The organism is Aliirhizobium cellulosilyticum (assembly GCF_014198105.1).
In the GTDB taxonomy this organism is placed as follows: domain Bacteria; phylum Pseudomonadota; class Alphaproteobacteria; order Rhizobiales; family Rhizobiaceae; genus Neorhizobium; species Neorhizobium cellulosilyticum.
In genome coordinates this window covers 147,081-162,437 of sequence record NZ_JACIGW010000003.1, presented here as the reverse complement: position 1 = coordinate 162,437, position 15,357 = coordinate 147,081, and the positions used below count along the sequence as shown (strand labels likewise).

The window sequence follows — 15,357 nt, the reverse complement described above, 5'->3', positions numbered from 1 at the left end:
GATCCACACATGGCCAACTCCGCATCATTCGAGACAGTTTACCCCGTCTTGGACAAGAAGCAAATCGAGGTAGCTCAACGTTTTGCATCTGAAAAGCCGCGGTTGTTTCAGAGCGGCGAGACCCTGTTTTTCGCTGGCGAACGCGACGCACCAGCCTGGTTAGTTGTGGAGGGACAACTCGAAATAATCCAACGCGCGGGAGTGGCTGGGGAACAGGTTATTACTCGCTTTGGTCCGGGACAATTCTCGGGCGAAGTGAGTCAGCTTTCAGGGTATCCAGCGTTGGTCAGCGGGAGGGCCGGGGCTAGCGGATGCTCCGCCATTCCATTCAATGCGTCGCACGTTCGTGCAATGCTCATTGGCGCCGCCGAACTGGGCGAGATCGTGATGCGGGCATTCATTCTTCGCAGAGCAAACCTTGTGGCAAACGGTGGCTCAGGTTGTGTGCTTGTCGGAAAGCGTGAAAGCTCACAACTCATTCATCTTGAAGGTTTTCTTCGGCGCAATGGTTACCCCTACACAGTTTTGAACTCCGCTCCTGGTGGCGACGGAGCGGCGTTGGTGGAACGCCTTGGATTCACTGAGCTGGATCTCCCCTTGATGGTCTGTCCAAGCGGGGAGGTGCTTAGATCACCCAATGAAGCGGCGGCTGCGCAGTCCTTAGGCATTACAGCAGAATTAGATTCTTTAAAGACCTACGATGTAGCGATTGTAGGGGCAGGGCCAGCGGGTCTTGCTGCAGCGGTCTACGCAGGATCGGAGGGTCTTAGCGTCGTCGTGCTAGAAGAAGCGGTTGCTGGCGGGCAAGCGGGTGCGTCGATGAGGATAGAAAACTACTTGGGCTTTCCTGAAGGCATCACGGGGCAGGCGTTGATGGAACGCGCACTCAATCAGGCGCTAAAATTCGGTGCCGCGATCGTGCTCCCTTTGGCAGTAAAAAAGCTCAAGCGCCCGGACAAGTTTGCAGGCACACCATATCAGGTCTTGTTGGCTAACGGCGATGTAGTCATTACAAAGACCGTCGTTATCGCGACAGGCGCTAGATATAGAAAGCCGGATATCCCGAACCTATCCAAACTTGAATCTTCGGGTATTTCTTACTGGGTCTCTCCAATTGAAGGTCAAATTTGCAGTGGCGAAGACGTTGTATTAGTCGGCGGAGGAAACTCTGCCGGGCAGGCTGTTGTGTACCTAGCTCCGCAGGTTCGGCGCTTGCGCCTAGTCGTGCGACGTCCGCTTGAAGAAACAATGTCCGCATATCTCATCGATCGCATATCCGCCTTGAAGAATGTGGAATTGCAAGTCGATAGTGAAGTGAAATCTCTCGCAACAGATCAGCAGGGGAGATTGGAGTTCGCTACGGTGCAGAATATCAAGACATATGAGAATTCCAAAGTCCGTCTAAGCCATCTTTTTCTTTTTATCGGCGCTGATCCAAATAGTGACTGGCTGCCTGTTGATTTGTCGATAGATGATCGTGGCTTCATAAAAACTGGCATGGATGTAGCTCGCGTTGAGTTTGAACCGGCGGAGCTTTTGTCACTTGAAACGAGCATGCCGAATGTGTTTGCGATTGGCGATATTCGCTCCGGATCCACTAAGAGGGTTGCGGCCGCAGTTGGGGAGGGCGCCATGGTAGTAAGCCAAATCCACCAAGCTCTAAAGCGTACAAAGCTTTGAAGCGACTTTCCCATACGTAAATTCAGATCACGCAACCATACCAACGTGTAGGTAGCCTACACCAGTAGCTAGGCATTGTGTCTCTTGGTTGAGTTGCTGTTCTGCAGCAGGGTTCTCATCCTGCGTGCTGAAATCAATGATGATATTCGGGAGCTTGGGGATGCAATCGCACTTCTCTGTTGGCAGACAGCCGTCCACTATCCAAATTCAAGACAAGACCTTCGGAATGTTTGACATCGAGCGCGACGACCGGAGGGACCATCATGTTAGGATTTTGGGCGACGTTGTCGGAGATAGCAGTGGTCGCAAGGATCGAGATAGGGACGTGCAAAGCGGCTTAGCGCCGTGGCAAATGAAGCGGGTATCTGCATTGATTGAGGCTCAACTCGGCGAAAAGCTTTGCCTGGATCAGCTTGCAGAGGTCGCGAAATTGAGCACGAGCTATTTCGCAACCGCCTTTAGGAGGAGTTTTGGAATATCGCCTTACGCTTTTATCCTGAGGCAACGCGTCGAGTTCGCAAAGCGCCAGATGCTACAAGGTGGCGTCCCTTTGTGCGAGATTGCCCTGAATTGCGGGCTCGCAGACCAATCGCACCTTTCTCGTGTATTTCGGCGAACAACCGGAATGTCTCCCACTAGCTGGAGGCACAGCCAACTCAAAGGCTTGGGTGCGGCTGAAACTTCCCATCGGCCTGAATGATCTACGCCAAGAGAACTGACAGCACCACGCTAGTGCAAAACCTCCTATTCGACGCAACACGCCTTTCACTGAGCTAGAAGACGAACATGGAACCGGGGTAGCTATGGCCTTCGGCGCCAAACGCCAGGTGGCACGCCAAAATTAGCCAGGAATACGCGGGTGAAGTGACTTTGATCCGAGAAGCCACAAAGCTCAGCAATCTCCGCGAGGGAGGCGTTGGAATTACGAAGCATATCGCTGGCTCTTTTTACTCTTGCTTCGACAAGCCAACGATGTGGTGTTGAACCGGTCGTCTCTCGAAACATACGAATGAAATGGCCTCGAGACATGTCACAAGCTACCGCGACGTCGGATATTGTGAGCTTACCGTCGAGGTTCGCCATGAGCATCTCTTTCGCCAGCTGCTCATGCGAGTGAGACAGCTTTCGCTGTCCCGACGAACTCGCAACTGGCTGCCCACCATATGATTGGACGAGATGAGTTGCGACTGCTGCAGTTATCTGCTCCAGGAAAAAAGGATTCGCCGCAGCGGGATTCTTCAAAGATGGAATTACCGCGCTAGCGAGGTTAGCGAGTATCGGATCTTTTGTAACAGCTACTGGAGTAAGCGTGCGGACAGACGGAAGTCCTGCATCCCGCGCGAATTGCGCTATCGTCGAGTACGGTACATCAAATAGTATAAAGTCAAACGCCCCAGAAATTTCTGCACCGTAGTCTTCGGATTGGTCGCGGATGTAAACTGACCCTGAATCAAATCGGTGGCTGTTGGCGTAGTTCTCGTTAGCAGTCCGACGGCTGTGTCCATTAGATAAAGATAAACCGACCAGCATCCCTCGATCTTTACCTTTCATCTCGACCCTGCCGAGGTCTCCTCCATCAGATCCTTTGCGAAGAATCGACATGTGGTGACTGGGCAGCTCTTGATTGACAGTAAGCTTATCAAGTTTACAGCCGAAAGCATCTGAAGAGAGTGTGCTGTCTCTGTTCATATTATTGGCGACCACGAACGAATCCCTTCCCGTCGGATAACAGGCATCCCTGAAGAAAATATGCCATCCCACCAAACTCTATCATTCAAGAATTGTATCTCAAAATTTGATAGGACTTCATGAGGTCGCAACGCTCGGAATTCAGCGAATTTTGAAAGTAACGAAGTTTATGAATGAAATTCCTATGCCTTCGGCTGAATGGAGCAAATGCTTCGGTCTGACAAGCCCCCCCGTAATGGCGGCCAGACCTCTTGGTGGTAGCGAGTTGGCCGCGGTGTTGCTTGAAGAAACAGATGCTTTAAGTCAGAGGCTGATTTCAATCCCAAATGAAAATTCTTACCTCGTGATGTTGTATTTTGCCGATGTAGAGCACAGGGATGTTCTGGTACATGGCAAACCAACTGAATATCGGACGTACCCCCAAGGCTCCATTTGCCTCGTCGATTTGGAAAATGGAGCGAAGATCGAAGTACGTGGAAGCCTTAATGCACTAGCGTTCCGCATACCTCGCAGCTTTCTCAAGGAGTTCGGCCCACATACGGGGCTAGGGGCCGTTGGGCTGAAGACGTGTCGAGGGGCCGGTGACATCATTATTCACCACTTAGGCGAAGCAATGGTTAGCATGCTTGATCTCCTGTCCAGCGAACGAAAACTACTACTCGAGCACGTGTTTCAAGCACTCGTGGCGCATCTGGTGCATCACTACAGTGATGCTCGAGACAATGGATCGTCAGCTTTTCTCAGACTGACAATCCACTAGGTTCATCAATCGAACCGATCAAATGAAACCTCATTGAGTTCTGCACAGACCCAGGTGAGAGTATCTCACGCTTACGCGCCCGCAACACCAGAGCCGATCATCTCCGCGGGGACAATTATCTTGTCATACTGATCCTCTGTTACATGACCGGAGGACAACGCCGCGTCTCTGAGGGTGGAGCCACGTGATGTTGCATCCTCGGCAATATGAGCAGCGTTCTGATAGCCGATCACCGGGGATAGAGCTGTAACTAGCATCAGATTATTGTCGAGGTAGCTCTGAATGCGCTTTCGATCGATTTCGGTCCCGTCGACAGAATAGGTCCTAAATTTTTCGCACCCATCGGCAAGCACGGTCGCCGAATGCAGAAAATTATTGATGATGATCGGCCTCATGGCATTCAGTTCGAAATTACCCTGACTACCTGCGAAGGCGGTTGCGGTATCATCACCGATGACCTGGATCGAGATCATGACCATGGCTTCGCATTGAGTTGGATTGACCTTGCCGGGCATGATGGAAGAGCCTGGTTCATTCGCGGGAAGTTTGAGCTCACCCAATCCACAACGTGGCCCGGAGGCTAGCCATCTCATATCATTTGCTATCTTCATCAATGCGACCGCGGCACCTCTCAGTGCTGCAGATGCACGCACCATGGCGTCAAGTGAACCTTGGGCCATGAATTTGTTCGCAGCGGTGATGAATGGCTTTCCTGTTAGCTCGGCGATCTTTGTCGCTACCTTGACCGAGAAGCCAGTGGGCGCATTAAGGCCGGTTCCCACGGCAGTGCCACCAAGTGCGAGTTCGTACAGCCCTTTCCGGGCATGTTTAATTTCGTCCACAGCCGCCCTGATCTGAGCGGCCCAACCAGACCACTCCTGCCCAACCGACAACGGCGTCGCGTCCTCGAGATGAGTCCGACCGACTTTAACTACGTCCATCCACGACTTAGCTTTCCTCTCGATCGTGGACGCCAGCCGTTCGAGTTCCGGAATTAGTCTTTCATCCAGGATAGTGATTGCCGCGATGTGCATGGCGGTCGGGAAGCTGTCGTTGGACGATTGGCCCATGTTTACGTCATCGTTTGGGCCAATTGGTTTCTGCGAACCGAGCTGACCTCCTAGTAGTTGGATGGCCCGGTTCGACAGAACCTCGTTAACGTTCATGTTAGATTGAGTGCCCGACCCGGTCTGCCAGACAAACAGTGGGAAATGGTCGTCGAGCTTACCTGCGATCGCCTCGTCCGCCGCCCTGACGATTGCTGCGGCTTTCCACTCGGGCAACCTTCCGGACTCGCCGTTGACGAGTGCCGCGGCTTTCTTGACGATACCGTACGCTCGATAGACTGCCTTCGGCATGCGATCGTTACCAATGGAAAAGTGTACAAGCGATCGCTGCGTCTGAGCACCCCAATATCTGTCCGCGGGAACTTGAACGTAACCCATGCTGTCAAATTCGGTGCGTTCGCCGACTGCATCGAGTCCAATAGGTGCGTCGTTCATGACTGGTGTGTTCACAGGGACTGTGTCCATGGTTCAGGCCTTTCGCTTTCGTGAGATTAGAGGGTCCCAAGGGGAGCTCGACAATGACAGCGCCAGCCCTATGCCAATGGCTATCGTGGTCACCGCGGTCGTTATTGCGAGGCCGAGCGTCGTCGCGACGAGTTCCGGGGAGGTCGCTCCGCCTTGCGCCATGATCTGAAGCCCGCCGATTCCGGCGCGAAAGCCGAAAGAACCGGGAATCATTGCGACGACACCAGGAAATGCGAAAACTACCGCTGGCACGCGATGGACATGGGCAGCTAACCTAGCGATGACACCCGCTGCAAGAGCTCCAATTAAAGATGCTATCGGAAGCGTCAGGCCTGCCTCCAGCTCAAGGGCAGTACGAAGCCCATGACTTGTCATACCTGCAAGGACGCAAAATGCGATACCTTTTGGAGGGACGTTGAAGAGAAGCGCAAAGCCTGCGGCTGCCACACCGGAGAAAAGCAAATCCTCGGGTACGTGTAACGTGCCAGGCCCGCTTCCAACGGGAAGTTCGGCACCAGTTACAAATCCAACTGTGAAAAGCGCGAAACCAATAGCCAACACGGCCGCCACGCCCATAGTAAGACGGGCTATGCCATTGCCCGCATGGCCGGAAGCGATTTCTCGGATGCCATTGATAAGCGGCACCCCTGGCACCAAAATCATACCTGCCGCGGTCAGCGCGAGGACCGGTGATTGGTTGGGCGTGAGGCGTAGGGTCAAGACAGCCACTAGACCGCTCAAAATAGCCACGAGAAAAGTATCAACGATCTGATTGGTGCATATTCTTGGCAACACTCTTCTCAGAAAGGCGCTAGAAACCCCAGTGACAAAAGAGGCGGCCGCCACCGTACTTGTGGAGCCAAAAAGCATGGCTAGGGAGCCTGTAGTGGCGGCGACGCCAATGACTACGAGGAGGGCAGGGTACCTATCGCGTGACGTCTCCACTTCGTCGATCTGACGTTCAATACTGTCAACGTCGCGCTGCCCATCTCGAATGTTGTCGACAATTCGTTCTATTGCCAGGAGCCGCCCCATATTAACCGCTGTTCCGGTTATCTCGTGGCCCACCTTTGTGCTGAACTGCTCGCTTGTGCCGATTGTGACGAGGATACCCTCTGACGTGACGAGTACATGCGCTGTTTGCCCAAGGTGCTGTGCTACGTCAGTGATACTGCTTACGACGTGGCGTGTGTCCGCGCCGTTCGTAAAGAGCAGTCTTCCAATCCGGGCGACAAAGTGGGCCGTTCGAACAGCTGACACTTCCGTTGCGGTTGTACGTTTCTGCGTCTCCAGGGCCTGTCTCATCTAGATAGCTCACTACGTTGACGGCACAATTGTGCTCGGAAGGCTGGCTTGATTTGGCACTCGGTCTACCTTCTTCAAAAGGCTTCCTCGGGCGGCGTGTCCCATGAAACTTAGGCGGACTTTTCGGAGTGCGTAACCAAGCTTTGGTATAGGAGAATCTCGCCGACATTGAATTTGAGGCGCGAACGCAAAGTGTGATCCACTCGGATTTGGTTTATCGAGGGCGCTAGCTGATCATGCGACGCAAAGGAGGCAACGCGTTTTGGCTCATCGCTGTGCCCAACGGCAGAAAATGGCAATACGATGTACCTAACCCCTTAAACCAACGTATGGTTTAGAGAGACGCCGCCGAACAATACGATCATGGCCATACAAACGCTAACGCTCTTCTACCGGGCGAGAGAGGCCAGAAAATGTACGAAAATTCGATTAGCTCGTTTTCCGAATCCGGGGCTCAGAAAGCGCAATCAATCAAGTCACGGTTCGTCGCATTTTTCGTAGGAGCCGCCATGGCGGGCGCGTATATTGGGTTTGGTGATGTCTTGATGTTCACGGCTGGTGCCAATGTAGACCCGGCGTGGGCGCATCTGATCATGGGAATGGTGTTTACGTCGGCCCTAACGATCGTTGTCTTCGCTGGCTCTGAGCTTTTCACCGGAACAGCGATGTACATGCCTTTGGCCCTCTTGACCAAGCGCGTTCGGATGTCTGACGTCCTCTTGGTATGGCTCGTCGCTTGGTTAGGAAACCTTTGCGGGGCATTGTTGTTGGCTGGTCTGATCTACATAGCTGGCGGAGGCGTGATGCTCGGGGACGGGAGCGCCACATTCTTTTCGATAGTATCCGCAAAAATGGCTGGTAGTTCGGAAGCGCTTCTCGCAAAAGGGGTGCTTTGCAACTGGCTGGTTTGCCTGGCGATCTGGATGGCCGGTCGAACAGATAATGCTGCTGCGAAAATCATGCTGATTTTCTGGCCAATCACAATCTTTGTAGCCTCCGGATTTGAGCACTCCGTTGCGAACATGTTCACTTTCGCACTTGCGTTGATCGCAGAGCATCCTGATGCCGTTACCTTTTCGGGCGCCGTGCACAATCTTATTTGGGTAACCTTGGGTAACTTGATTGGCGGCGCTGTATTCGTTGCATTGGGTTACTGGACCCAGTTTTATGGCAGTGGCCACGTTTCATTCGCTCCGACAGTGATGCCATTGAATGGCAATTCTAAAGAGGCACGAGCAAAAAACGAATAACGTGCGAGCTCGTCCCAGCTAGGTGCCTTCACCAAAATATTGAGATTTTATTCCTTCAAGGAAAGGATTCGGACATGGTACAGAACATGCCTATCCCGTCATCAAGTTTCTTCATGTCGGTGGTTGCGCCCACGCCAGTCCTTAAGGAACAGGCGGCGGCCATCACAGTTGGCGAACGAACCAATATAATTCAACGACTTTCCAGCAAGCTGACAGAGATGTCAGAAATAGCGCGATTGCAGCAGCGGTATGACCTGCACAAAATGTATGTAGAACTGTCTAAATCTTTTCTCCTGGACGCCGATGAAATTGCCGCGGCAGGGTTTGGGCCATTGTTGATAGAAAAAATGTCTCATTCGGTCAGCCGCTTGGCACGCAATTTCTCTCTTGAAAGTAGCTACTGACAGCGCATCGAATTGTAACCTTCCGTATCGGATCACTCTGCTAGTGATTGAGGGTACTTCGCTCATCTGCAGCGAGCAAGGAGTTACTTATCGTTCGCTTAGTATCTATCGTTGTTGACTGGAATACGTTTTTGTCAACGACGGCGCCCAAGTGGAGCTATTGCGGGAGTTTCAACTAAACTTTTGTATAGGTCCGAGCCTTCGCAATAGCGGGTATCGTCAGGGCGGTGAGAACGCTCACCCGCAGAGTAGGATGTTGGCTTAAAAGTGAAAAATTACGAGGAACGACACCAAAAACTGGCGTTCGGAGGCACTGCGATTTTAGTTGCGGGAACTGTCTTCGCTGTCGATACGCTGACTGACATTGAAGGTGCAATCGCCGTTCTATATGTTGTGGCTCTTATGTTGGCTGCGCAGGTAGTGGGCCGACGTGGTTTGGTGAGCCTCACTATCTTGTTGGTTTTCCTCGCCCTCCTGTCGCTTTTTCTAACGCACGGTCTCACAACCGATTATCAAACAATCCTTCGAGTTGCTGTTGCCATCGCAGCCCTCTTTGTCACCTCAGCATTGCTTCTAAGGGCGGACCGTGCCCGGCTCGAGCTCGTTCAAACGAATTCTGCTCTACGAGAAAGCGAATCTCGCTACCGGTCGATTTTTGACAACACAAATGTCGCGCTTTGGGAGCGGGACTACTCAAAAGTACGAGCGCATCTCATGGAACTGAAGGCAAAAGGCCTGGATGACGTAAAACGGCACGCACAGGCCCATCCAGATTTCATTCGCGAGTGCTTCGCGATGATTGACATCGTTGATGCAAATCAAGCGGCGTTCGAGCTGATAGGGAAATCTGCGTACTCAGCACCCGGTGGCTTTTTCGATCGCTTCCTCCCCAAAAATAGCGACACTTTCGCGAAGATTTTGCAGACTATTGTTGATGGCGATAGCTTGGTCGAAGCTGATGCTGACATAGTTCGCGATGACGGTGAGCGCCGCACTGTTATCTTTAACATCAGCTTTCCGAACGAGGCTTCGGCGTACAATCGGGTTATCTTGAGTATGGTGGATGTCACTCAGCGTGAAGAGGCTCGCAAAGCCTTAGCCGACGCACAAGCTGATCTCGCCTTTGCCTCAAAGGCCGCCACCATCGGCGTGCTTTACGCTTCCCTTGCGCATGAGCTGAATCAACCACTTGGTGCTATCGGGGTTAACGCCCAGACACTCACTCGTTGGCTTGACCGTACTCCTCCCGATGTCGAGGCGGCAAAACGATCTGCGGACCGTATAGTGAGGGACAGCAGACGGGCTAGTGACATCATCAAGAACAACCGCGTCGATCATACTTCGGCTCCGAGGGAAACCGAGTCCATCGAGGTTGGAGCCTTGGTGAGTGAGACATTGAGCCTAATGGAGCATGATCTGCAACGGGAACACACGGATGTGAAGGTTGTACAACGCGCAGAGCTGCCAGAAATAACGGGCGTGCGGGTAGAGTTGCAACAGGTGTTGATCAACCTAATATCCAATGCTGCTCAAGCAAACACCGCAGCGTCGGTGGACCAACGCCTTGTAACTATCCTCTTGGACGCGGCGGATGACGGTGACGAAGTGTCCATTTCTGTGCGCGACAGCGGAAGCGGTTTATGTTTAGAGGCGGAGCAGAAAATTTTCACCCCTTTCTTTACGACTAAGTCGAATGGGATGGGGTTGGGTCTCTCAATAAGTCGGAGCGCGGTGGAGGCCGTAGGTGGTACGCTTGAAGGTCTAAACCACCCGGAAGGCGGTGCTTTGTTCGAAATACGATTACCTAAGGGGACGGCCAGTGCGTGAGCCAAAGACAAACAAACGAGATCCGAACCAGCCCGTGATCTACGTTGTCGATGATGATCTATCCATGCGAGAATCGCTCGTGGATTTGTTTCGGTCGATGCATCTTGATGCCGAAGCATTCGGCAGTCCCGATGAGTTTCTCAATCAAGCCGACTTCACGCGCCTGGGATGCATCGTTTTGGATGTAAGACTTCCGGGAGTGAGCGGGCTCGATTTTCAAGCGCACTTAGAGAAAGTGGGAAGCCGCCTCCCCATAATATTTATGACAGGATACGGCGACATATCCATGAGTGTTCGTGCAATGAAGGCAGGTGCGGTGGACTTCTTGGCGAAGCCATTTCGTGATCAAGACCTACTTGACGCCGTGCTTGCAGCAATTGAGCGTGACACGATGAGGCGGCGTGAAATCGAACGATACTCCGACGTCGCGGCACGGTTCCATACACTGACGATCCGGGAGCGCGAAGTGCTGGAGGCCGTGGTCCAAGGGCTGATGAATAAGCAGATTGCGTTTAACCTTGGAATCAGTGAGATCACTGTCAAGCTCCACCGCGGAAATGTCATGCGAAAAATGCAAGCCAAATCACTTGCAGATCTCGTCCGCACGATGGAGCAAGCGAATGAGCACATTTCTCTAGTCGCACAAACAACAAAGCGGATGGCTTAAAGCTACCGCGCAATGCACGAAAGTTGGAATACGTGTCCCATTCGTCTTTAATCGCAATTGTCGATGATGACTTGGCAATTCGAGAAGCGCTGGATGACCTGGTGAAATCGCTAGGCCACAAAAGTTTGCTTTTCTCCTCGGCTGAGGAGTTCCTCCAATTCCAGCCACGTGCCTCGATCGACTGTATGCTCGTCGATGTGAAGATGAGTGGGTTGAGCGGGATCGAACTGCAGAGCCGCCTTAATCGAGACGGCGACCGCCCACCTATGATATTCATGACGTCTTATCATGACGATCGAACCCGAAAGGCCGCACTGGATGGAGGGGCGCTTGCGTTCCTCGGAAAGCCGGTTGACCTGTCCAGGCTCATTCAGTGTGTTGAAAGTGCTCTCACAGATACCTCAGGGACCTAAGCGGACAGCTAGGGCTTGAAAGACCGTACGGCTTGAAAAAAAGCACCATAGCTCCCTGGGTTGATCACTTTCGGGGTGGCAACGTGGTGTTCATTGGGTCCACATTGCTCGCGTAATTCGGGCAAAGTCGCTTCGAGACCAGCTTTGTCTGCTCCTTGGGCTAGCAGCTCCTACGGCTCGTCCACCCTATTGGCGAAGTACGAGACCGACCAGCTAGTCGAGACCATAACTTTCTCAAATTCCTTCGCACATCATTGTCGACAGCACGCATGTATCCGCAGGCCGATACCTCGTGTTCTCGTGCGGTCCTACAGACCAACACCAAAGGATAGTGTGGGAAGCCCTCCGTATAATTGAGCCGCTAACTAGGTGATGCGAAATTTGGGTCAGCAAATGATGGATTTGCTTCGACCGAATTCCCCTCTGGGCGCATGACATTCGCCAATCCGTTTCGCGGTGTCGCGGTTAAGAAAATCAACCAAAAGGACAAGACCGATGAAAGTTCTGACCGACAAGCTGTTGTCTCTCTCCGCCTATTCGCATGAAGTCGATGTACCGCTCGACCAGATCGATATTGCCGATTGGCTCTTCAATCTGCCTGAGGCCGAATACCAGCGCTGCTGCGCTCCTGATCACGTTGCATGTGGAGCGACTTTCACTGACGACGGCCGGAAGATGTCGATCAACGTCGAGAAGATCGGAACTGGATTGGTCATTCAGCACTATGTCGCGGAAGAAGCCACTCCTTCCTACTGCAAAATGAACTCGATTTCGGACGTATTCACGCCGACCGGTGAACGCACTCAGGTGAATGTAATCTGGGAGCTTATTGCTGAAGCCATCGATGGCAATCGCACCCGTTATACGAACAAGGTTACATGCCACCCGACTGATGCTTTCATGGCATTTATTGAAAAGCATGGCCAGTCATTCGAGGACGCAGCGGCAGCTCGCCAGGCCGCCGGTGGGGATCACAATCATCGTGAGACGCCACTTTTTGCGGAAAGCATCGCGCGTAAGGCTCGCGCAAAGGCCGCCGCTAAGTAAGGCTTGAGGAAGTTATTGTCAGCAAGGCGGGCAAAACTCGCCTTGCTGACGTGTTTCTAGTGGCGTTCCGGAGCCGGGCAGTCTGCTATGTGCGCCCTTTGTGGTGCTCGTGATTGCATCTCAGACAGTAACAATATCGATTCTATGTCGATTCCAATCAAAGCGGGCTGTTTCCACGTAAAATAGTCTGTTTAGCTGAAGGAGCTGGTCGTGAGTGATCAACAAAAATACGCGGTCAGGTTCGTACGTCCGGTCGTGGATGTTGTTTCTGAGCGGTATGGAGATGGATACGGCCCGGCCATATCGAATAACCAGATAATCGACCATATCCTTATGCATAGGAGCATTAGAGAGTTTACGGCGGATCCAGTAAGCGAAAAGGATGTTCGGACAGCGATCGCCGCCGCACAGTCGGCTGCGACGTCGTCTCACCTCCAGAGTTGGAGTGTAATCCGGGTTTCCGATCCTGAAAACAAGCATGAGGTAAACAAGCTTTGTGGGCGGCAGGGTCAAATTATGGCGGCGCCTCTGATGCTAATCTGGCTTGCTGACCAGAACCGAAATTACGAGATCGGCGAAGCCGAAGGGCGTCCTCGAGAAGCTTTTGATTATTTCGAGAGCACTATGCTCGGCGTGGTAGATTGTTGCATGGCAGCGCAAAACGCTGCGCTTGCGTTTGAGGCATTGGGGTACGGCACCTGCTTCATTGGAGCGGTAAGAAACAACGCGGCACTGCTTGCGGATCGTCTCGGGCTACCGAAGCGGTGCATACCTGTCGTCGGGTTGGTCGTAGGACGACCGGATCCCAGACATGAGACGGATATCAAGCCCCGGTTGAGTCAAGACATCGTTCTGCACGAAGAGACATACCGGGCGGTCGAAGGGGACGAGATTGATCAATACAATCGAGTGATGAACCGCTTCCAGCAGAAGCAGTGGCTATCGACGGTCAATTGGTCGAGCAAGGTTGCCGTTCGTCTCAGCACTAGAACTTCTCTCGATGGACGAGACCGTTATATGGACTTCATCAAATCCACGGGGTCTGGCGTGCGGTAAGCGCTCTCTACGGAAAGAGGGATTTCTGAGCCGCCGGGTCGTATTCTCAGAGACCGCGTCGATCTCAGCCTGGTTCGGCAGATAGATTGATTTGTGAGATACGCGGATGTCCATTGAGCGAGAGTACGAGTTCCTGATCGGTTTACTGATGGCAGTGATCGTGCTTGCTCTAGCCGCACGAAAACTTCGCCTTCCACCTGCTACGGCATTGATCAGTGGCGGTGTAGCGTTGGCTTTTATTCCCGGGATCCCAGCAATTGCCGTCGATCCGAACCTTATTATGGTAGCGTTCCTGCCACCGCTTCTCCTAAGCAGCGCCTACCAAACGGTGTGGCTCGATTTTAAGCAATATTTCGCATCGATCACATCACTCGCGATCGGTGCGGTTGCATTCACTACGCTAACGGTGGGGTGCGTTGTTCACTGGCTACGACCAGATCTTCCTTGGTCTGCAACGTTCGCGCTTGGGGCAATTGTTTCGCCTCCGGATGCGGTAGCTGCTAAAGCTTTGCTCGAGAGAGTACGGCTGCCCAACAAGGTAACGGCGGTCCTAACCGGTGAAAGCTTGGTCAACGATGCGAGCGGCTTGGTCCTTTTTCATTTTGCGTTAGCCGCCACGATGAGTGGCTCGTTTAATGCGCCCACTGCATTCGGGGAGTTCTTGCTTGTATCTCTGGGTGGCATCGCTGTCGGAATGGTGCTCGGCTGGCTAGCGCTGCGCCTTCTTCAACAATTTGGAACGAGCGAACTGGTCGTAACGGGTACGTTACTTCTTGCCGCGATCTCGTACATGATTTCTGACGGACTGGGTTTCTCAGGTGTCCTGGCGACAGTGACAACAGGACTAATGCTGGGATGGCAACAGCACGAGATTTTTTCCGCGGTGGTACGTATCCGGACGCAGGCGTTCTGGCGCATTTTGGTTTTTCTACTGCAGTCGTTGTTGTTCATATTGATTGGATTATCACTCCGTGAAGCTCTCCATCGTTTCGAAAGCGTCGGCGAGGGAGTTCGGGTGCTCGCAGTCCCTGTGATTTGCGTTGTCGTCACGGTAATCGTCGCACGATTTACATGGATGATAGGATCAGACCTCTTATGGGCAGCGCTGCTTCGTCTCGGTTTCAAGCTAAAACACCGTCCGTCGATACCTGTAACTATTATCGTGAGTTGGGCGGGCATGAGGGGCGTTGTTACCTTGGCCGCGGCGCTCTCGCTACCGATGACCTTTCCGGGACGTGATCTGATCCTTGCATCAGCCTTCGGTGTAATTTTGGTGACCGTGCTGATCCAAGGCTCCACCTTGCCCCTATTAATCAGGCTTATTCCATCCCTCAAACCTCAGAGCGCTTCTCGGATTGCCATGGAGGAGGAGAAGGTTCGCCTGCGTGTGGCTAGAGTTCAGGCCCAGTTTTTTGCTTCACATTTAGCGAGCACTGAAAAGATTGCGGACAACGGGTCTAACCCCCTCGCGGGAGCCAAGAGCGATGATCCTGGTGAGATGTGGCCCGATGCGGAAGAAAAGCGAACGCTCACTATCGAACACTTCCACGCGGTGCTTGCCGCGGTACGGGCTGCTCGCGCGGAGGTGCTATCGATGTATCGCGCCGGACAGGTATCGGACAAAGTCATGAAGGATATCGAAGAGGATCTCGATCTTCAGGAGATTGCAGCCGAGAAAAGGGTCTCCGATGATCTCGCGTGAATGGTCCCGCAATGTCTAAGACAAA

Annotated in this window: 14 protein-coding genes; 11 read left to right on the top strand and 3 right to left on the bottom strand. The window is 52.8% G+C overall.

Annotated elements, in window-relative coordinates; genetic code table 11:
* Positions 1–9: 9 nt before the first annotated feature.
* Together GGE33_RS15225 and GGE33_RS27995 are read left to right on the top strand one after the other, a co-directional pair.
* Positions 10–1,680 carry an FAD-dependent oxidoreductase gene (locus GGE33_RS15225; RefSeq protein ID WP_183824509.1) on the top strand — a complete coding sequence of 557 codons (1,671 nt, stop codon included), beginning with the start codon at positions 10–12 and terminating at the stop codon, positions 1,678–1,680.
* A gap of 136 nt (positions 1,681–1,816) precedes the next feature.
* Positions 1,817–2,380: a helix-turn-helix domain-containing protein gene (locus GGE33_RS27995; protein WP_425486662.1), complete on the top strand. Its 564-nt coding sequence runs from the start codon at positions 1,817–1,819 to the stop codon at positions 2,378–2,380.
* A 101-nt stretch (positions 2,381–2,481) separates the two neighbouring features.
* Here the strand turns inward: GGE33_RS27995 and GGE33_RS15215 are convergent, their stop codons facing one another.
* A complete protein-coding gene (locus tag GGE33_RS15215) occupies positions 2,482–3,384 on the bottom strand; it encodes a helix-turn-helix domain-containing protein (RefSeq protein ID WP_343062463.1) in 903 nt (300 codons plus the stop codon).
* A 136-nt stretch (positions 3,385–3,520) separates the two neighbouring features.
* Here GGE33_RS15215 and GGE33_RS15210 point away from each other — a divergent pair, with 136 nt between their 5' ends.
* Positions 3,521–4,129, top strand: a complete 609-nt coding sequence (locus tag GGE33_RS15210; protein ID WP_183824502.1) for a hypothetical protein — start codon at positions 3,521–3,523, stop codon at positions 4,127–4,129.
* A gap of 71 nt (positions 4,130–4,200) precedes the next feature.
* On the opposite strand, the gene fumC is transcribed toward GGE33_RS15210, so the two are convergent.
* Positions 4,201–5,631: a class II fumarate hydratase gene (gene fumC, locus GGE33_RS15205; RefSeq protein WP_394353655.1), complete on the bottom strand. Its 1,431-nt coding sequence runs from the start codon at positions 5,629–5,631 to the stop codon at positions 4,201–4,203.
* Between the two features lie 33 nt (positions 5,632–5,664).
* A complete protein-coding gene (locus tag GGE33_RS15200) occupies positions 5,665–6,966 on the bottom strand; it encodes a threonine/serine exporter family protein (protein ID WP_183824496.1) in 1,302 nt (433 codons plus the stop codon).
* 413 nt (positions 6,967–7,379) lie between these two features.
* Here GGE33_RS15200 and GGE33_RS15195 point away from each other — a divergent pair, with 413 nt between their 5' ends.
* From GGE33_RS15195 to GGE33_RS15160, 8 genes are all read left to right on the top strand, one after another.
* The gene (locus GGE33_RS15195; protein WP_183824493.1) at positions 7,380–8,216 is read left to right on the top strand and encodes a formate/nitrite transporter family protein; all 837 of its coding nucleotides are present in this window, start codon (positions 7,380–7,382) and stop codon (positions 8,214–8,216) included.
* 74 nt (positions 8,217–8,290) lie between these two features.
* Entirely contained in the window at positions 8,291–8,620 is a 330-nt protein-coding gene (locus GGE33_RS15190; RefSeq protein ID WP_183824490.1) for a hypothetical protein, read from the top strand.
* A gap of 267 nt (positions 8,621–8,887) precedes the next feature.
* Positions 8,888–10,447: a sensor histidine kinase gene (locus tag GGE33_RS15185; protein ID WP_343062462.1), complete on the top strand. Its 1,560-nt coding sequence runs from the start codon at positions 8,888–8,890 to the stop codon at positions 10,445–10,447.
* A complete protein-coding gene (locus GGE33_RS15180; RefSeq protein ID WP_183824486.1) occupies positions 10,440–11,114 on the top strand; it encodes a response regulator in 675 nt (224 codons plus the stop codon). The genes GGE33_RS15185 and GGE33_RS15180 overlap by 8 nt, the downstream gene beginning before the upstream one ends.
* Before the next feature lie 32 nt (positions 11,115–11,146).
* Entirely contained in the window at positions 11,147–11,527 is a 381-nt protein-coding gene (locus GGE33_RS15175; protein ID WP_183824483.1) for a response regulator, read from the top strand.
* A gap of 495 nt (positions 11,528–12,022) precedes the next feature.
* The gene (locus GGE33_RS15170) at positions 12,023–12,574 is read left to right on the top strand and encodes a hypothetical protein (RefSeq protein WP_183824480.1); all 552 of its coding nucleotides are present in this window, start codon (positions 12,023–12,025) and stop codon (positions 12,572–12,574) included.
* 210 nt (positions 12,575–12,784) lie between these two features.
* Positions 12,785–13,630, top strand: a complete 846-nt coding sequence (locus tag GGE33_RS15165; RefSeq protein ID WP_183824477.1) for a nitroreductase family protein — start codon at positions 12,785–12,787, stop codon at positions 13,628–13,630.
* A gap of 106 nt (positions 13,631–13,736) precedes the next feature.
* Complete coding sequence (locus GGE33_RS15160) at positions 13,737–15,332, top strand: Na+/H+ antiporter (RefSeq protein ID WP_183824475.1); 1,596 nt, start codon at positions 13,737–13,739, stop codon at positions 15,330–15,332.
* The last annotated feature ends 25 nt before the right edge of the window (positions 15,333–15,357 follow it).